13 protein-coding genes are annotated in these 15,235 nt (G+C 73.7%); 10 read left to right on the top strand and 3 right to left on the bottom strand.

From position 1 onward, the window contains the following. Nucleotides 1–93 precede the first annotated feature (93 nt). A complete protein-coding gene (locus IF83_RS0113590; protein WP_158711045.1) occupies nt 94–834 on the bottom strand; it encodes a hypothetical protein in 741 nt (246 codons plus the stop codon). 367 nt (nt 835–1,201) lie between these two features. Between IF83_RS0113590 and IF83_RS0113580 the strand changes: the two genes are divergently transcribed. Next, nucleotides 1,202–1,999, top strand: a complete 798-nt coding sequence (locus tag IF83_RS0113580) for an SMI1/KNR4 family protein (protein WP_030544407.1) — start codon at nt 1,202–1,204, stop codon at nt 1,997–1,999. A gap of 262 nt (nt 2,000–2,261) precedes the next feature. Here the strand turns inward: IF83_RS0113580 and rsgA are convergent, their stop codons facing one another. Further along, the gene (rsgA, locus tag IF83_RS0113575) at nt 2,262–3,572 is read right to left on the bottom strand and encodes a ribosome small subunit-dependent GTPase A (protein WP_394297323.1); all 1,311 of its coding nucleotides are present in this window, start codon (nt 3,570–3,572) and stop codon (nt 2,262–2,264) included. Between the two features lie 465 nt (nt 3,573–4,037). Next, a complete protein-coding gene (locus IF83_RS0113570) occupies nt 4,038–5,486 on the bottom strand; it encodes a YihY/virulence factor BrkB family protein (RefSeq protein ID WP_078843454.1) in 1,449 nt (482 codons plus the stop codon). An 18-nt stretch (nt 5,487–5,504) separates the two neighbouring features. Here IF83_RS0113570 and IF83_RS0113565 point away from each other — a divergent pair, with 18 nt between their 5' ends. The 9 genes from IF83_RS0113565 to cysD all read left to right on the top strand — a co-directional run bounded on the left by IF83_RS0113565 (nt 5,505) and on the right by cysD (nt 15,233). Then, nucleotides 5,505–7,142 (top strand): acyl-CoA dehydrogenase family protein, encoded by a 1,638-nt coding sequence (locus IF83_RS0113565; RefSeq protein ID WP_030544404.1) that lies wholly within the window; start codon nt 5,505–5,507, stop codon nt 7,140–7,142. A gap of 635 nt (nt 7,143–7,777) precedes the next feature. Continuing rightward, nucleotides 7,778–9,085 (top strand): helix-turn-helix domain-containing protein, encoded by a 1,308-nt coding sequence (locus IF83_RS0113560; protein WP_037679877.1) that lies wholly within the window; start codon nt 7,778–7,780, stop codon nt 9,083–9,085. A 411-nt stretch (nt 9,086–9,496) separates the two neighbouring features. Then, the gene (locus IF83_RS0113555; protein WP_347877101.1) at nt 9,497–9,997 is read left to right on the top strand and encodes a class F sortase; all 501 of its coding nucleotides are present in this window, start codon (nt 9,497–9,499) and stop codon (nt 9,995–9,997) included. A 331-nt stretch (nt 9,998–10,328) separates the two neighbouring features. Beyond that, the gene (locus IF83_RS0113550) at nt 10,329–10,904 is read left to right on the top strand and encodes a GNAT family N-acetyltransferase (RefSeq protein WP_030544401.1); all 576 of its coding nucleotides are present in this window, start codon (nt 10,329–10,331) and stop codon (nt 10,902–10,904) included. Between the two features lie 358 nt (nt 10,905–11,262). Then, on the top strand, nt 11,263–11,346 hold the full coding sequence (locus tag IF83_RS35455) for a putative leader peptide (protein ID WP_311133484.1): 84 nt from the start codon (nt 11,263–11,265) through the stop codon (nt 11,344–11,346). A gap of 221 nt (nt 11,347–11,567) precedes the next feature. Further along, nucleotides 11,568–13,265 carry a nitrite/sulfite reductase gene (locus tag IF83_RS0113545; RefSeq protein ID WP_030544400.1) on the top strand — a complete coding sequence of 566 codons (1,698 nt, stop codon included), beginning with the start codon at nt 11,568–11,570 and terminating at the stop codon, nt 13,263–13,265. Next, nucleotides 13,262–13,441 (top strand): hypothetical protein, encoded by a 180-nt coding sequence (locus tag IF83_RS0113540; RefSeq protein ID WP_030544399.1) that lies wholly within the window; start codon nt 13,262–13,264, stop codon nt 13,439–13,441. Before IF83_RS0113545 ends, IF83_RS0113540 begins: the two co-directional genes overlap by 4 nt. Next, nucleotides 13,438–14,151 (top strand): phosphoadenylyl-sulfate reductase, encoded by a 714-nt coding sequence (locus tag IF83_RS0113535; RefSeq protein WP_030544398.1) that lies wholly within the window; start codon nt 13,438–13,440, stop codon nt 14,149–14,151. The genes IF83_RS0113540 and IF83_RS0113535 overlap by 4 nt, the downstream gene beginning before the upstream one ends. 83 nt (nt 14,152–14,234) lie before the next feature. Then, complete coding sequence (gene cysD, locus IF83_RS0113530; RefSeq protein WP_051722748.1) at nt 14,235–15,233, top strand: sulfate adenylyltransferase subunit CysD; 999 nt, start codon at nt 14,235–14,237, stop codon at nt 15,231–15,233. The last annotated feature ends 2 nt before the right edge of the window (nt 15,234–15,235 follow it).

Below are 15,235 nucleotides of genomic sequence, written 5' to 3'. Positions count from 1 at the left end.
TGACAAACGCGACTACATCTTCAATGGCACTCTGACCGTCACCGCGATCGTCATCTGGCTCCGAGACACCGTCCAAGAGCCATCAGAAACGACCTAGCGGAAACTCTGGCCGTTGCGGTCGTGATATTCGTCGTCGTTCTCGTAGTTTCCGTCGTAATACTCGTCGGGGTTTCCATGCCGTTCGTGCCACTCGTCGTCGTTGTCGTAGTTCCCGTCGTAGTAATCCGGGCTGCTTCCGCGGTCCCCGCCGGCGCCCGACTCTCCGACGTCACTCTCGCTGCCCCGATCGAGCTTCGATCCCGACTCGGGGGCCTCGTCCGAGTCGGGCACATAGTCCGGGGCCGGAACCGTCTGGTCGCCGCGAGAGGCTTCCTCCGCCTCCCGAAGGGCCGCCTCCACGGCGATGCGGACCTCATCTGCGTAGCGTTCGTACTTCCGTTGCCTGGTAAGGAGGATCTTGTGGTCTTTGCAGTCCGAGGGGTCCTCGACCAGGTAGAAGTCCACCGTCCAGGAGTCGGAGTCGGCGCCCACGTGGCTGGAGTCTGTGGCACATACCGTCCAGGCAGCGTAGTCGGCCAGGACATCACCGTCATCGAGTTCGCCGATTCCTTCGACGCTGCTGGACTGCTGGTCGCCGGCCGGGTGGCCCACTCGGATGTCGATAACCCGGTATCCGGCGTCTTCGGCTGCTTGATACGCCTCGGCAGGCGTTCTACCGGTCTGGTCGGGCATGGCCGGAGGCCGGGGGCGATCAACGATGCCGAAGATGATGAGAGCCGCGATGACGCCTACGACAGTGAGAACTTTCCTGCTGTGGGCACGCATGGCGGTCACCGACCGTGAAGTATGAGCCGGCAGCGGATGACCACAAGGTTCCGGTCCTTCCACACCGGCCGCCGCGCCATCCTCACCCAGCAGCGCAGCGACAGGGTGTCTGGCTGCTCTTGCGTGGAAGACAGCGGCGCGGGAAGCACCGCCCCCATAAGCGGGAACATCCGCCCCGCATCCTCGATGAGCGCAACGGAAGGTTTTCACTTCCTTGGCCATTGGGTCACCCCCGCAAGCGGCGTACCTCGTTTGTCGTCCGCCTGGTCCGCCCGGTTCGGCCCTGGGCAGGCCGGCTCATCCCATGATGCGTGCGGTCGCTCCCACCGCCGCTACGAGCGCCACCCGAGCATTTTAGTGCGCTTCACTGTCCGCTATGGAGCTCACGCAAGCGACCGTCAACCACCTGTTGGCCCGGCTCGGCCCGGGGGACGGCTATATGTACCTCCCCGGTGACCTGAACCCGCAGGACCTGACCGATCTACTCGGCAGCAGGTACGGCGCCCCGCGCACCCTCGTCCTCGACGGCTTTACCGATCCGGCGGTCGACGAGCACAGGGGCGCGGCTCTCCTCACCCCCTTCGGGGACCGGGCCGTGACGATCAGGGCATGGGCGTACGGGGGCCAGTGGGTCGGCGCGGGTACGGCGCGGGACACCGAGGGGGCCGAGCGGCCGGTGCTGGTGGTCGCCCACAGGGAGGTGCCCGAGCCCTTGGCGGTCGCTCCCGGCGAGGACATCGACTGGATGGAGCGGCTCAGACGGATCACCGGCTGGACACACCCCGCCCAGCGGCCCGACGTGGACTGGGCGGAGGTGGAGTCGCGCCTGGGTACCGCGCTGCCGAGTGACTACAAGTGCATGGTCGAGACATTCGGCGACGGGGCCTTCGACGGATTCCTGAGCCTGAACCAGGAGCCGTGGACGGTCCTGAGGGAGGACCGCCTGCTCATCTGGGCGGGCACTGAGCGCGAGAATCTGTACTGCTGGAGGGCCGAGGACGACGACCCGGACCGTTGGCCCGTCGTGGTCCGGTCCTTCGACGGCGATGACGTTCCCTTCGACTGCCGGGCCGCCGAGTTTGTCTGCCGCATCCTCATCGACCCCCGTCACCCGTTCACGATGGCTCGCTATTTCGATACCCACTGGTTCATGAGCTACCGGGAGGGCGACTGACCGAAGCCGACCCCCCAACGGCATCCGCAGCCCGGTGGGCGGAAGCTTCGGGGAACGGGGCGGAAACACTCCTCCGTGCCCGGACGCCGGCCGCGACCAGTGGCCTCGGCCCAGTTCGCGGCACCGCCGTCGTCGCACCGCCTGCTGCCCCGACGCCACGCCCCGGCGCCCGGCTGTCCCGGCCACCCCGCTGCCGTGATGTGAGCGAGGTGCCGGGACCGGTCGCCGGGATCACAACCTGCCGGCGCGGCGCCGGGGTCCGTCAGCCTTGCGGGCCGCGTTTGCGCTGGATCAAGTGTTTGCCCAGCGCCTGCTGCTGCTTCCAGACGCGGCGGCGCTCGGACCGCAGCCGGGCGTCCGTGCGGGAGGCGATCCACTCGTTCTCGCGGATCAGCTTGCGGTAGCTGTCCAGACGGCGCTGCGGCAGCGTGCCGGCGTCCAGCGCCGCGAGGATCGCGCAGCCCGGTTCCGCGGTGTGCGCGCAGTCGTGGAAGCGGCAGTCGCGCGCCAGTTCCTCGATCTCCGCGAACACCTGCGCGACGCCGCTCCCGGCGTCCCACAGCCCGACCCCCCGTACCCCCGGGGTGTCGATGAGGACGCCTCCGCCGGGCAGCGGGAGCGGCAGCAGGTCGCGCGTCGTGGTGGTGTGCCGTCCCTTGCCGTCGCTGTCGCGGATGGTCCGCACGGTCTGGGTCTCGCTGCCGAGCAGGGAGTTGGCGAGCGTGGACTTGCCCGCGCCCGACTGGCCGAGCAGGACGGTGCTGCCGCCCGCGACGGCGGCCGCCAGCTCCGCCATGCCCTCGCCCGTCGCCGCGCTGACGGCGAGCACCGGCGCGCCCGGAGCCGTGGCCTCCAGATCGGCACGGAGATGGGCGAGCGTGGCCGGGTCCGGTACGAGGTCCGTCTTGGTGAGGACGACCAGCGGCTGGGCGCCGCTCTCCCAGGCCAGGGCGAGGAACCGCTCGGCCCGGCCGAGGTCGAGCTCGGCCGCGAGGGAGACCGCGATCAGGACGTGGTCCACATTGGCCGCGAGCACTTGGCCGTCGGACCGCTTCGAGGAGGCGGAGCGGAGCACGGCCGTACGGCGCGGCAGCAGGGCCCGTACCGTCCGTTCCTCCGGGTCGTAGGCGATCCAGTCGCCGGTGCAGGCCCAGCGGGTGGGGTCGGGGTCGGAGACGGGGCCGATGTCCGCCCTGACGGTGCGGAGCCCCGGTGCCCCGGCGGAGTCGCTGCCGTGGCCGGACGGGGCCGTCCCGCCGGCATCCGGTCCCGTCCCGGAACGGGCTGCCGAGCCGGATGTGGGAGCGGCACCGGACGCGGCACGGGACGCGGCACCGTTCACGGTGGGGACGACGGCCTCGCACAGGCCCCGGTCCACGCGGACGATCCGGCCGGGCAGCAGCCCGTCCGCCGAGTACGGGGCGAAGGCGTCGGCGAACATCCCGTCCCAGCCATAGCGGGCGAGAGGGGCGAAGGCCGCCTCGGACGGGGAGGCCCCGGGGGAGGTGGTGGGAGCGGAGCGAGTGGAGCGGGAAGACGGAGAAGAAGAGAGGTGGTGCGCTTGCTGACGCAACGGGATGACCCTTCACGGGGGGCGGTCCCGGCGGCGGTACGCAGGGGCGTCGGCGCGCGTTGACGCACCGTGGGGCCCTGCGGAAAGTGGCGTGTGCCGTCAGCCGGAGACCGCGGAGGTGGGATTACCGGACTTGCGGATGCGGGCAGCGCCCGTCACGGCGACCGTCGTCATCACAGCCCTCACCTCCCGTTCGCTCGTGCTCGTCACCCCGGGGACGGCAGCCTGTGGCCGTCCGGGTCACCGCACACCGTAGGCACCTCGGGCCCATGGCGCCAGTGATTTTCTCGTCGCCGGCCGTGTCCGGAAACCGGCCGCCGCGGACCGGTTGCGGAAGCCCGCCGGGATCACCGGTCCGGGCCCGGGTCGCCGGCACCGTCCCCGGCCCGCGGCCGGGGTCACGCGGGCGCTTTCACACGGCCGTTCCGCGGACCGCCACCGTCCCCGGCCCCGGCCCCGCGGCGCTCACGCCTCGCTCGCGCGCGGCCCGGTGTCCCCGTCCGGCCTCGCCGCCGGGGGTTTGCCCGGCGGCGGGTTCTTCCCCCGGGCCGGTCCTCCGCCGTCCCCGGGCCGCGCCGTCCCGGCGGCCCCGTTCCCGTTCCGCTCCCCCGCCTCCGCACTCGCACCCGCACCCGCACCCGGACCCGGACCCGGACCCGGAGTCTTCCCCTCCGTACCGCCGGGCTCCTCGCCCGCGCCCCGCTCCTTGCCCCCGCGCCGCGTCCGCCGGGTGTGCAGCGGGTTGTGCAGCCGGGAGCGTATGTCCTCCGGCGGCAGGAAGCGCGCCCAGCGTTCGGGGAACTCGGGCGGGGGCTCCCGGTCCGGGCCGTCCTCCCGCTCGTCCCAGTCGTCGTCCGCGTCGTCGGCGCCGTCCGGGCCGCCCCGCCCGTTCTCCTCGCCGGCCTGGTCGCGGGCCGCGCGTTCGGCTTCCGCGCGGGCGATGATCTCGGCGGCCTCCTGTTCCCGCAGCCGCAGGTTCCGCTCGCGCGCGGCGGCGGTGGCGACGGACGGCCAGACCCGGTCGATGGCGGCGTTCACCGCCGCGCCCACGAGCACCGCGAAGGCGGAGACCCCTATCCACAGCAGCACGGCCACGGGGGCCGCCAGCGAGCCGTAGATGGTCGGGCCCTCGACGGTGCTGCTGAGGTAGAGCCGGAGCAGGAAACTGCCGAGCACCCACATGGCGAGGGCGACCAGAGCCCCGGGGACGTCCTCCACCCAGGGCGAGCGCACCGGCACCGACACGTGGTAAAGCGTGGTGAGGAAGACCACCGACAGCACCAGCACGACCGGCCAGTAGAGCACCCGGACGACCGCCGTGCTCCACGGCACGATGTCGATGACGGTGTCCGGTCCGGCGATCATCAGCGGCAGCACCACCGCCCCGATCACCAGCGCGACGACGTACAGCAGGAAGGCCAGCAGCCGGGTCTTCACGATCCCCCGGTGCCCGTCCAGCCCGTACATGACGGTGATGGTGTCGATGAAGACATTGACCGCCCGCGAGCCGGACCACAGGGCGAGCGCGAAGCCCAGCGAGATGACGTCCGGGCGGCCGCCCCGGGTCACGTCGTCGAGCATCGGCCGGATGAGCTGCTCGACACCCCGGTCGGAGAGCACGGTGCGGGAGGCCGTGAAGATGTTCTGCCGGATGGCCTCGATGGTCTCGGTGCCGATCCAGGCGTCGAGGTAGCCCAGCAGCCCGATCAGGCCGAGCAGCAGCGGCGGCAGGGAGAGCAGGGTGAAGAACGCCGCCTCGGCGGCGAGCCCGAGGATGCGGTACTCGATGCCGGAGTTGACGGTGTCCTTCAGCAGCAGCCAGGCCACTTTGCGCTTGGAGACGTGGGGGTACAGGGCGCGGGCCCTGCGCAGACGGCTCTGGGGCCGTTCGGGGGATGACTCGGCTGCTTGCACGCGCTTAACGTATCCGGCATGGCAGCCACCACACACACCGTGACCAACCAGGCTCCGCCGCTGGTCGGCTATGACGTCTTCGCCGCGGACGCGGTGCTCACGGAGGGCGTCGCCCGGTACGCGGCGCCGGAGCGGCTGGAGGAGATCCGCACCGAGCTCGGCGAGCTGGGCCGGGCCGCCGGCTCCTCCCAGGCGCAGCGGTGGGGGGAGCAGGCCAACGAGCACCGCCCGGTGCTGCGCACCCACGACCGGTACGGCAACCGGCTGGACGAGGTCGAGTTCCACCCCGCCTACCACCGGCTGCTGGGCCACGCCGTCTCGGCCGGGCTCACGGCCGCCTGGGTCCGCCCCGACGGCCATCTGCGGCGGGCCGCGGGGTTCATGCTGTGGTCGCAGGTGGACGCCGGGCACGGCTGCCCGGTGTCGATGACGCACGCCGCCGTGCCGGCGCTGCGCACCGACCCGGAGCTCGCGGCGGAGTGGGAGCCCCGGCTGACCTCGGACGCGTACGAGCCGGAGCTGCTGCCCCAGGGCGGCAAGCCGGGTGCGCTGTTCGGCATGGGGATGACGGAGAAGCAGGGCGGTTCGGACGTCCGCGCCAACACGACGGCCGCGGAGCCGCTCGCCGAGGAGGGGGCGTACGCCCTCACCGGGCACAAGTGGTTCTGCTCGGCCCCGATGTCGGACGCCTTCCTGGTGCTGGCGCAGGCGCCCGGCGGCGTCACCTGCTTCCTGCTGCCCCGGGTGCTGCCCGACGGCAGCCGCAACACCTTCCGCCTGCAGCGGCTCAAGGACAAGCTCGGCAACCACTCCAACGCCTCCTCGGAGGTCGAGTTCGACGGCACCACCTGGGCGCGCCGGGTCGGCGAGGAGGGGCGCGGGGTGTCGACGATCATCGGGATGGTCGCGGCGACGCGGGTGGACTGCGTTCTCGGTTCGGCGGCGCTGATGCGCCAGGCCGTCGCCCAGGCCGTGCACCACGCCGCGCACCGCAGCGCTTTCGGCGGTCTGCTGATCGACAAGCCGCTGATGCGCAACGTGCTCGCCGACATGGCGCTGGAGTCCGAGGCGGCGACGACCCTGGGGCTGCGGCTGGCGGCCGCCATGGACTCGCGGGACGAACGGGACCGGCTGCTGCTGCGCCTCGCGGTCCCGGCCGCCAAGTACTGGGTGACGAAGCGGGCCACGGTGCTCGCCGCGGAGGCGCTGGAGTGCCTGGGCGGCAACGGCTACGTGGAGGAGTCCGGCATGCCGCGGCTGCTGCGCGAGGCGCCGGTCAACTCGGTGTGGGAGGGCTCCGGCAACGTCCAGGCGCTCGACGTGCTGCGCGCCCTGCGGCGCGAGCCGGAGGCACTCAACGCCTTCCTCACGGAGGTCGGCCTGGCCCGCGGCGCGGACCACCGGCTGGACGGCGCCATCAAGGACCTGCTGTCGGAACTGGCCGACCTGGAGGGCATCGAGGGCCGGGCGCGGCGGCTGGTGGAGCGGATGGCGCTGGTGCTGCAGGGCTCGCTGCTGGTCCGCCACGCGCCGCCAGCGACCGCCGACGCCTTCTGCGCCTCGCGGCTGGGCGGCGACTGGGGCGGCGCGTTCGGCACCCTGCCGCACACCCTGGATCTGGCGTCGGTGGTGGAACGGGCCCGGGCCCGGGTCTGAGCGCCGGTGGAGGCGGCGGGTCCGGAGCAGGGGTCCCGGCCCGGGGCCGGACGCTTCCCGTTCCCGGCGGAAGCCGAACCGCGCCGGAGCCGTGACGTGCCCGGAGCAGGCCCGCGCGGTCGGGCGGCCCTTCGGAAAGCCCGTGTCCGGGGAGCCGGTGTGACGCGCCGGGCGGGCCGGGGCGTCGGGGAACGGGCTGCGGCCCCGGGATCCCGCCCGGAGTTCCGCCCGGGGTCCCGCCCGGAAACCGGCCCCGGGCCCGGCTCGGGGATCGTGCTCGGATGCGGACCCGGGTTCCGGCTCTCGGGGAGCGGGACCGCCGGCCCCGCCCCGCTCCGGGCCCGCCGGGGAGGGCTCGGCCCGGAGCGTGGAGCGGTGGGTGGTGCTGCGCCGTCACGGCACCACCCCCGCCGCGGGAACGCCGCCTCCGCTGCACCCCAGTGAGCGTCGTCCGGCGTCGCCCCACTGTGCTCCGCCGCCCGGACGGATACAAAGGTTGCAGAGGTTGCGGCGGTTCACAGCATTCGCGTCAAGTGATGTGCTGGACAGGCCGGTTGGACGGCACCATAAGGGGGAGCCGCCCTTCCGCCGGTGCCACCGCCGCCACCGGCCCCCTCCGTGACGGAGACCGCGCCATGAACCACACACCGCAGAAGCCGGCCCCGGCCACCCCCCGAAGTCCGCGCGAGGCCGCCCGGGTGCTCAGCGGTCTCCGCGAGACCGCCCTGTCCGGTCTGCGGCCGCCGCCCGCCGCCCACCCACTGATCGGCGAGTCCTGGATGCGGGTGTTACGGCTCGGGCTGGACCCGGACCGCGGCGCCCCCGCCCGGCTGCTGCCGCTCGACGAACTGGAGCACCGCCGCCGCACCACCCCGCTCGCCGCCGTGCTGCCGACGCTCCGCGAGGGACTGGTGTCCGTCGCCGACGCGGCGGAGCACATCATGGTGGTCACCGACGCGGACGGCCGGGTGCTGTGGCGGGACGGCAACACCCGGGTGCGGCTGGAGGCGGACCGTATCGGTCTGCGGCCGGGTTCCAGCTGGGCCGAGGAGTCGGTCGGCACGAACGGCATCGGCACCACCCTGGTCACCGGCCGGCCGGTGCGCGTGCACTCCGCGGAGCACTTCGTGCGCAGCCACCACGCCTGGACCTGCGCCGCCGCCCCGCTGCACGACCCGCGGGACGGGCGGCTGCTGGGCGTGGTCGACGTCAGCGGCCCCGCCGCCACCGTGCACCCGGCGACCGCCCGGCTCGTCGCCTCCGTGGCCCGGCTCGGGGAGAGCGCGCTGCGGGAGCGGCACCTGGAGGCGATCGAACGGCTGCGGGCCGTCGCGGCGCCCATGCTGTGCCGGCTGGGCGGCGCCCGGGCCCTGGCGATCGACCGGGCCGGCTGGACGGCCGCGGTCACCGGTATGCCGCCGCCGGGGCGGCTGGCGCTGCCGGAGAACTTCGGCGCGGGCAGCCGCCGGCTTCCCGCCCTGGGCCCGTGCTCCGTGGAGCCGCTGCCGGACGGCTGGCTGATCCGGCTGGACCCGGAGTCCCCGTCCGGGGCCGGCGGGACCCCGCCGGTCACGGGGGTGGCGCTGGACCTGCGGCGGCCGGGCCGCCCCACCGTGACGGTCACCGGCGGAACGGGCGACTGGACGCAGCCGCTGAGCCCGCGCCACGCGGAGATGCTGTACGCGCTGGCCCGCCGCCCCGCCGGGAGGTCCGCGGCGGAGCTCGCCGCGGACCTGTTCGGGGACCCGTCCCGGACGGTGACGGTCCGGGCGGAGATGTCCCGGCTGCGGAGGACTCTCGCCGGGATCCTGGACCACCGCCCGTACCGCTTCGCGGACGGTGTGGACGTGCGGCTGCTCGCGCCGGAACACCCCGGCGACCTGCTGCCGCGCTCCACGGCGCCGCTGGTCGTCGCGGCCCGGCGGGCGCGGGACGGGCGGTAGCCGCCGTCCTCCCGGCCACCGCTGCGGGGGTCGAGGCGCCGGGCGGGCGGCCCGCGCACCCGTTCGGGCCACCCTTGTCGCCGGGCCCGTCCCGCGCCTCTAGCGTGCGATGCGGGGCCGGCCCGGCGCGGCGACAGGGCACCGCGCCCCGAGGGGAGAGCGATGGACGGCGGCTGCGGCGAGGAGCCGGGCCCGGGCGGCGGCACCCGCCGCGCGCGGCCCGGGGCCGGCGTGCGGGGACGGCGGCCCGGAACGGGGGGTTGGGCACGGCGGCCCGGGGGCGGTGTCCGGGGACGGCCGTCCGGGGGCGGTGTCTGGGGGCTGCTCGCGCTGCTGCTCCTGGTCGGGCTCACGCTGCTGTACCAGGGGACGGATGGTTCCGGCGGTCCGCCGCAGCCCGCGAACGCCCGTATGGATACGCGGAGTTCGCCGTCCGCGCGAGCCGCCGAGCCGCTGCCGGGCTCCGAGCCGCGGCGGGTGCGCATCCCCGCCGTCCGCGTCGACGCGCCCCTGACGTCCGTCACCACGGACGGGGACGGCTGGATCGAGGCGCCGCCCGCCCGGGAGCGGAACCTCGCCGGCTGGTTCGCGGGCGCGGTGACCCCCGGTGAGCGCGGCACGTCGGTTCTGGTGGGGCACGTCGACAACGCTTCCGGGCCGGCCGTCTTCTACCCGCTCGGGGCGGTACGGCCCGGCATGGACGTCGAGGTCCGCAGGGCGGACGGCCGCACCGCCGTGTTCGAGGTCTACCGCGTCGAGGTCGTGGCCAAGGACCCCTTCCCGGCCGAGCGGGTGTACGACGGCACGGGCCACGCGGAACTGCGGGTCCTGACCTGCGGCGGCGGCTACGACGAGAAGAACGGCTACGCGGGCAACGTCGTCGTCTACGCCCGGATGACCGCGGTGCGGTGAGCGCGCCCGGGGGCCCGGGCGTTACCGGCCCCGGACCGGGCCCGGAGGGGATGGGCCAGGGCGGGCCAGGACTGGACGGCCCGGCCGGGCCAGGCCAGGCCAGGCCAGGGACACGCTGGGATGGGCCGGGGCAGGTCGGTACGGGACCCGAACGGGCCGGGGCCAGAAAGCCGGTACGAAAAGGCGGACAAGCCGGCCCGGGACAGGACTGGCCGGGACGGGACGCAGGACCGGGCCCCGTGACCGGACCCGGAACGGGGCGGGACGGGCCCGCAGGGGCAGAGCCGGGCCCGGGCCGGGCCGTGCGGCGGCGGCGTGATGGGATGGCGCCATGAGCAGCAGCGTCACCGTGACCACCTGGTACCTGGAGCAGACCTCGGCCGCCGATCTGGTGCCCGCCGCGGCGCCGGCGGACGGGCGGGTGCCGCGCGTCGAGCGGGCGGAGGTCCCTTCCCCCGAGTTCAGCCGCTTCCTCTACACGGCGGTGGGCGGCGACGTGACGTGGACGGACCGGCTCGGCTGGTCGTACGCCCGCTGGCAGGAGTTCCTCGGCCGGCCCGGCGTCGAGACCTGGGTGGCGTACGACCGGGGCACCCCGGCCGGGTACATCGAGCTGGAGGCGCAGGACGACGGGGTGGTGGAGATCGTCTATTTCGGCCTGATCCCGTCCTTCCGCGGCCGCCGCATCGGCGGGCAGCTGCTGAGCCTCGGCACGGCGCGCGCCTGGGACCTCGCCGACCGGTGGCCGGGGCGGGCGCCGACGCGGCGGGTGTGGGTGCACACCTGCAGCAAGGACGGTCCGTACGCGCTGGACAACTACCGGCGGCGCGGCTTCCGGCTGTACGACACGCGCACCGAGGAGGAGCCCGCCACGCCGCCTCCCGGCCCGTGGCCCGGGGCTTTCTGAGCCGACTGCCGACCCTGCCGACCGGTGCCGACCGGCCGCCCGGACACCGGGGCACGGACGAACGGGCCGCCGCCCGGAAGCGGTTGGGCTCCCGCGGCCGCCCGAAACGCCCGGGCCGACCGGGCCGCCCCGGCCGCACAGGCCGACCCGGGCCGCCCGACGGGGCCGCACCGCTCACCGGTAAGGCGGCCCGGAAGCGTCCCCCACGCCCGGATCCGGCCGCGACCGATGGCATCCGGACAGCCGGACCGCCCTCCAGGCTGTGACCCCGGCCACACACGTCCACGATGCGGAACAATGCTGTCCAACTGACGGACAACAATGGACTGCCCCGAGAGAGCCGTGGCACGCTCTCGGCATGTCTGAAGCTGGAATTGCCTTGGTGAGTCGGCGCCACGTCGATCTCTGCCGCATGTCCAGCGCCATCTGTCCGGCGGGCTGACAGTCCCAGCACCACCGCGCTTCCCGCCGTCCCCGCTCTCGCGGACGAGCGAGCACCCCTGACCACCGCAGCTCCGCCGGCTCCGCCGCGCCGAGCGGGTGAATCCTGCCGCACCGCAGGTCAACAGGGGTGCGCCCGTTGACGTTTCGCCCCCAGCCCGACCGGCGGGAGGCATGTCCCCCTTGTCTCCTCCTGAGCAGCCCGAGAAGGACACCACCGCCATGGCCGCCACCTCAGAACGCGCCAGCACCGCCACCACCCGCCGGAAGGCCGGCCGCCACCGCGGCGAGGGCCAGTGGGGCGTCGGGCACCACACCCCGCTCAACGGCAACGAGCAGTTCAAGAAGGACGACGACGGTCTCAATGTGCGGACACGCATTGAGACGATCTACGCCAAGGCCGGTTTCGACTCCATCGACCCCACGGACCTGCGCGGCCGGATGCGCTGGTGGGGCCTCTACACCCAGCGCCGCCCCGGGATCGACGGCGGCAAGACCGCCGTCCTGGAGCCCGAGGAGCTGGAGGACCAGTACTTCATGCTGCGGGTCCGCGTCGACGGCGGACGGCTGACCACCGCTCAGCTCCGCGCCATCGGCGAGGTGTCGGAGAGCTACGCCCGCGGCACCGCCGACATCACCGACCGGCAGAACATCCAGCTGCACTGGGTCCGCATCGAGGACGTCCCCGCCATCTGGGAGAAGCTGGAGGCCGTCGGGCTGTCGACCACCGAGGCCTGCGGCGACTGCCCCCGCGTGATCATCGGCTCCCCGGTGGCCGGCATCGCCGCCGACGAGATCATCGACGGCTCCCCGGCCGTCGAGGAGATCCACCGCCGCTACATCGGCAGCAAGGAGTTCTCCAACCTGCCGCGCAAGTTCAAGACCGCGGTCTCCGGCTCCCCCGTCCAGGACGTCGTCCACGAGATCAACGACATCGCCTTCGTCGGCGTCGAGCACCCCGAGCACGGACCCGGCTTCGACCTCTGGGTCGGCGGCGGGCTCTCCACCAACCCCAAACTCGCCCAGCGCCTCGGCGCCTGGGTGCCGCTGGAGGACGTCCCGGACGTGTGGGCCGGCGTCACCGGCATCTTCCGCGACTACGGCTACCGCCGCCTCCGCAACCGCGCCCGGCTGAAGTTCCTCGTCGCCGACTGGGGCACCGAGAAGTTCCGGCAGGTGCTGGAGGACGAGTACCTCCAGCGGAAGCTGACGGACGGCCCCGCCCCGCCGGAGCCCTCCACGCAGTGGCGTGACCACGTGGGCGTCCACCCGCAGCACGACGGCCGCTACTACGTGGGCTTCGCCCCGCGCGTCGGCCGCGTCGACGGCGCCACGCTGGCCAAGCTCGCCGACCTGGCGGCCGCCCACGGCTCGGACCGGCTCAACACCACCGTCGAGCAGAAGATGATCATCCTCGATGTGGCGAAGGACCGGATCGACTCCCTCGTCACCGGCCTGGAGGAACTCGGCTTCCAGGTCAGCCCCTCGCCGTTCCGGCGCGGCGTCATCGCCTGCACCGGCATCGAGTTCTGCAAGCTCGCCATCGTCGAGACCAAGGCGCGCGGCATCTCCCTCATCGAGGAACTCGAGGCCCGGATGCCGGACTTCGAGGAGCCGGTGACCATCAACATCAACGGCTGCCCCAACGCCTGCGCCCGCATCCAGACCGCCGACATCGGCCTCAAGGGCCAGCTGATGCTGGACGCCGACGGCAACCAGGTCGAGGGCTACCAGGTGCACCTGGGCGGCTCCCTCGGCTTCGACGCCGCCTTCGGCCGCAAGGTCCGCGGCCTCAAGGTCACCTCCGCCGAACTGCCCGACTACGTCGAGCGGGTGCTGCGCCGCTTCGAGAAGCAGCGCGAGGACGGCGAGCGGTTCGCCACCTGGGCGGCCCGCGCCTCCGCGGAGGACCTGTCATGAGCGACCGCGCCGCACCGTTCCACTGCCCGTACTGCGGCGACGAGGACCTGCGGCCCTCCGAGGAGGGCCGCGGCGCCTGGGAGTGCGGGTCCTGCGCCCGCGCCTTCCGGCTCTCCTTCCTCGGGCTGCTCTCCGGCCCGCGCACCGGCCACCACGAAGGGGGAACCACCGCATGACCACCGCACCCTCACCCCGCTACACCACCGCCGAGCTCCACGCCCTGGCCGAGAAGGGCGCCGCCGAGTTCGAGAACGCCGGCCCCGAGGAGGTGCTGCGCTGGGCCGCCGACACCTTCGGCAGCCGCTTCTGCGTCACTTCCTCGATGGAGGACGCGGTCGTCGCCCATCTGGCCTCCCGCGTCCAGCCGGGCGTGGACGTGGTGTTCCTCGACACCGGCTACCACTTCCCGGAGACCATCGGCACCCGCGACGCCGTCGCCGCCGTCATGGACGTCAACGTGATCAGCGTGACGCCGCGGCAGACCGTCGCCGAGCAGGACGCCGAGTACGGGCCGAAGCTGCACGACCGTGACCCCGACCTGTGCTGCGCCCTCCGCAAGGTGGCCCCCCTCGAAGAAGGGCTGGCCGGCTACGACGCCTGGGCCACCGGGCTGCGCCGCGACAACGGCCCGACCCGGGCCGCCACCCCCGTCGTCGACTGGGACGCCAAGCGCCAGAAGGTCAAGATCTCGCCGATCGCCACCTGGACGCAGGACGACCTGGACGCCTACGTCGCCGAGCACGGCGTGCTCACCAACCCGCTGCTGACGGACGGCTACCCCTCGATCGGCTGCGCCCCCTGCACCCGGCGCGTCCAGCCCGGCGAAGACGTCCGGGCCGGCCGCTGGGCGGGACGCGGCAAGACCGAGTGCGGACTGCACACCTGATGAGCGATCGCCCGGCGGGAGCCGCGGACGGAGAAGGACCCGGGGTGAACCGGGGAGATGGGCGCCGAGGAGGAGGGCCGAGCATGACCACCACGACCGAGGCGGACGGGGCCGCCGGGCCGGACGGACGGACCGCACCCGCCGCGAACACGGGCGGCACGGACACCGCCGGGACCGCCGGCGGCGCGTTCGCCCTGTCGCACCTGGACGCGCTGGAGTCGGAGGCCGTGCACATCTTCCGCGAGGTGGCGGGCGAGTTCGAGCGGCCGGTGATCCTCTTCTCCGGCGGCAAGGACTCCATCGTCATGCTCCACCTGGCGCTGAAGGCCTTCGCCCCCGCCGCCGTCCCGTTCTCGCTGCTCCACGTCGACACCGGGCACAACTTCCCGGAGGTGCTGGACTTCCGCGACCGCACCGTCGCCGAGCACGGGCTGCGCCTGCACGTGGCGTCCGTGCAGGAGTTCATCGACGCGGGGAAGCTCCGGGAGCGCCCGGACGGCACCCGCAACCCGCTGCAGACCGTGCCGCTGCTGGACGCCATCGAGCGGAACCGCTTCGACGCCGTCTTCGGCGGCGGCCGGCGCGACGAGGAGAAGGCCCGCGCCAAGGAGCGCGTCTTCTCCCTGCGCGACGAGTTCGGCGGCTGGAACCCGCGCCGCCAGCGCCCCGAGCTGTGGCAGCTCTACAACGGCCGCCACTCCCCCGGCGAGCACGTCCGCGTCTTCCCGCTCTCCAACTGGACCGAGCTGGACGTGTGGCAGTACATCGCCCGGGAGAAGATCGAGCTCCCCGCCATCTACTACGCCCACGAGCGGGAGGTGTTCGCCCGCAGCGGCATGTGGCTCGCCCCCGGCGAGTGGGGCGGGCCGAAGGACGGCGAGCGGACCGAGACCCGCAGGGTGCGCTACCGCACGGTCGGCGACATGTCCTGCACCGGGGCCGTGGACTCCGACGCGGACACCATCGAGGCCGTCATCGCCGAGATCGCCGCATCCCGGCTCACCGAGCGGGGCGCCACCCGCGCCGACGACAAGCTGTCCGAGGCCGCCATGGAGGACCGCAAGCGCGAGGGGTACTTCTAACC

The sequence above is a fragment of the Streptomyces albus subsp. albus genome, assembly GCF_000719865.1.
Lineage (GTDB): Bacteria > Actinomycetota > Actinomycetes > Streptomycetales > Streptomycetaceae > Streptomyces > Streptomyces albus_E.
Note: the sequence above shows the minus strand (reverse complement) of the source record. Positions and strands in the feature narration are given on the sequence as shown.

Bases quoted from the DNA above. Each gene is read 5' to 3' on its own strand.
- IF83_RS0113580 (WP_030544407.1), top strand. From the start codon at position 1,202: ATGGAGCTCACGCAAGCGACCGTCAACCACCTGTTGGCCCGGCTCGGC.
- IF83_RS0113550 (WP_030544401.1), top strand. From the start codon at position 10,329: ATGAGCAGCAGCGTCACCGTGACCACCTGGTACCTGGAGCAGACCTCG.
- IF83_RS0113560 (WP_037679877.1), top strand. From the start codon at position 7,778: ATGAACCACACACCGCAGAAGCCGGCCCCGGCCACCCCCCGAAGTCCG.
- IF83_RS0113555 (WP_347877101.1), top strand. From the start codon at position 9,497: ATGGATACGCGGAGTTCGCCGTCCGCGCGAGCCGCCGAGCCGCTGCCG.
- IF83_RS0113540 (WP_030544399.1), top strand. From the start codon at position 13,262: ATGAGCGACCGCGCCGCACCGTTCCACTGCCCGTACTGCGGCGACGAG.
- IF83_RS0113565 (WP_030544404.1), top strand. From the start codon at position 5,505: ATGGCAGCCACCACACACACCGTGACCAACCAGGCTCCGCCGCTGGTC.
- IF83_RS0113535 (WP_030544398.1), top strand. From the start codon at position 13,438: ATGACCACCGCACCCTCACCCCGCTACACCACCGCCGAGCTCCACGCC.
- IF83_RS0113545 (WP_030544400.1), top strand. From the start codon at position 11,568: ATGGCCGCCACCTCAGAACGCGCCAGCACCGCCACCACCCGCCGGAAG.
- IF83_RS35455 (WP_311133484.1), top strand. From the start codon at position 11,263: ATGTCTGAAGCTGGAATTGCCTTGGTGAGTCGGCGCCACGTCGATCTC.
- cysD (WP_051722748.1), top strand. From the start codon at position 14,235: ATGACCACCACGACCGAGGCGGACGGGGCCGCCGGGCCGGACGGACGG.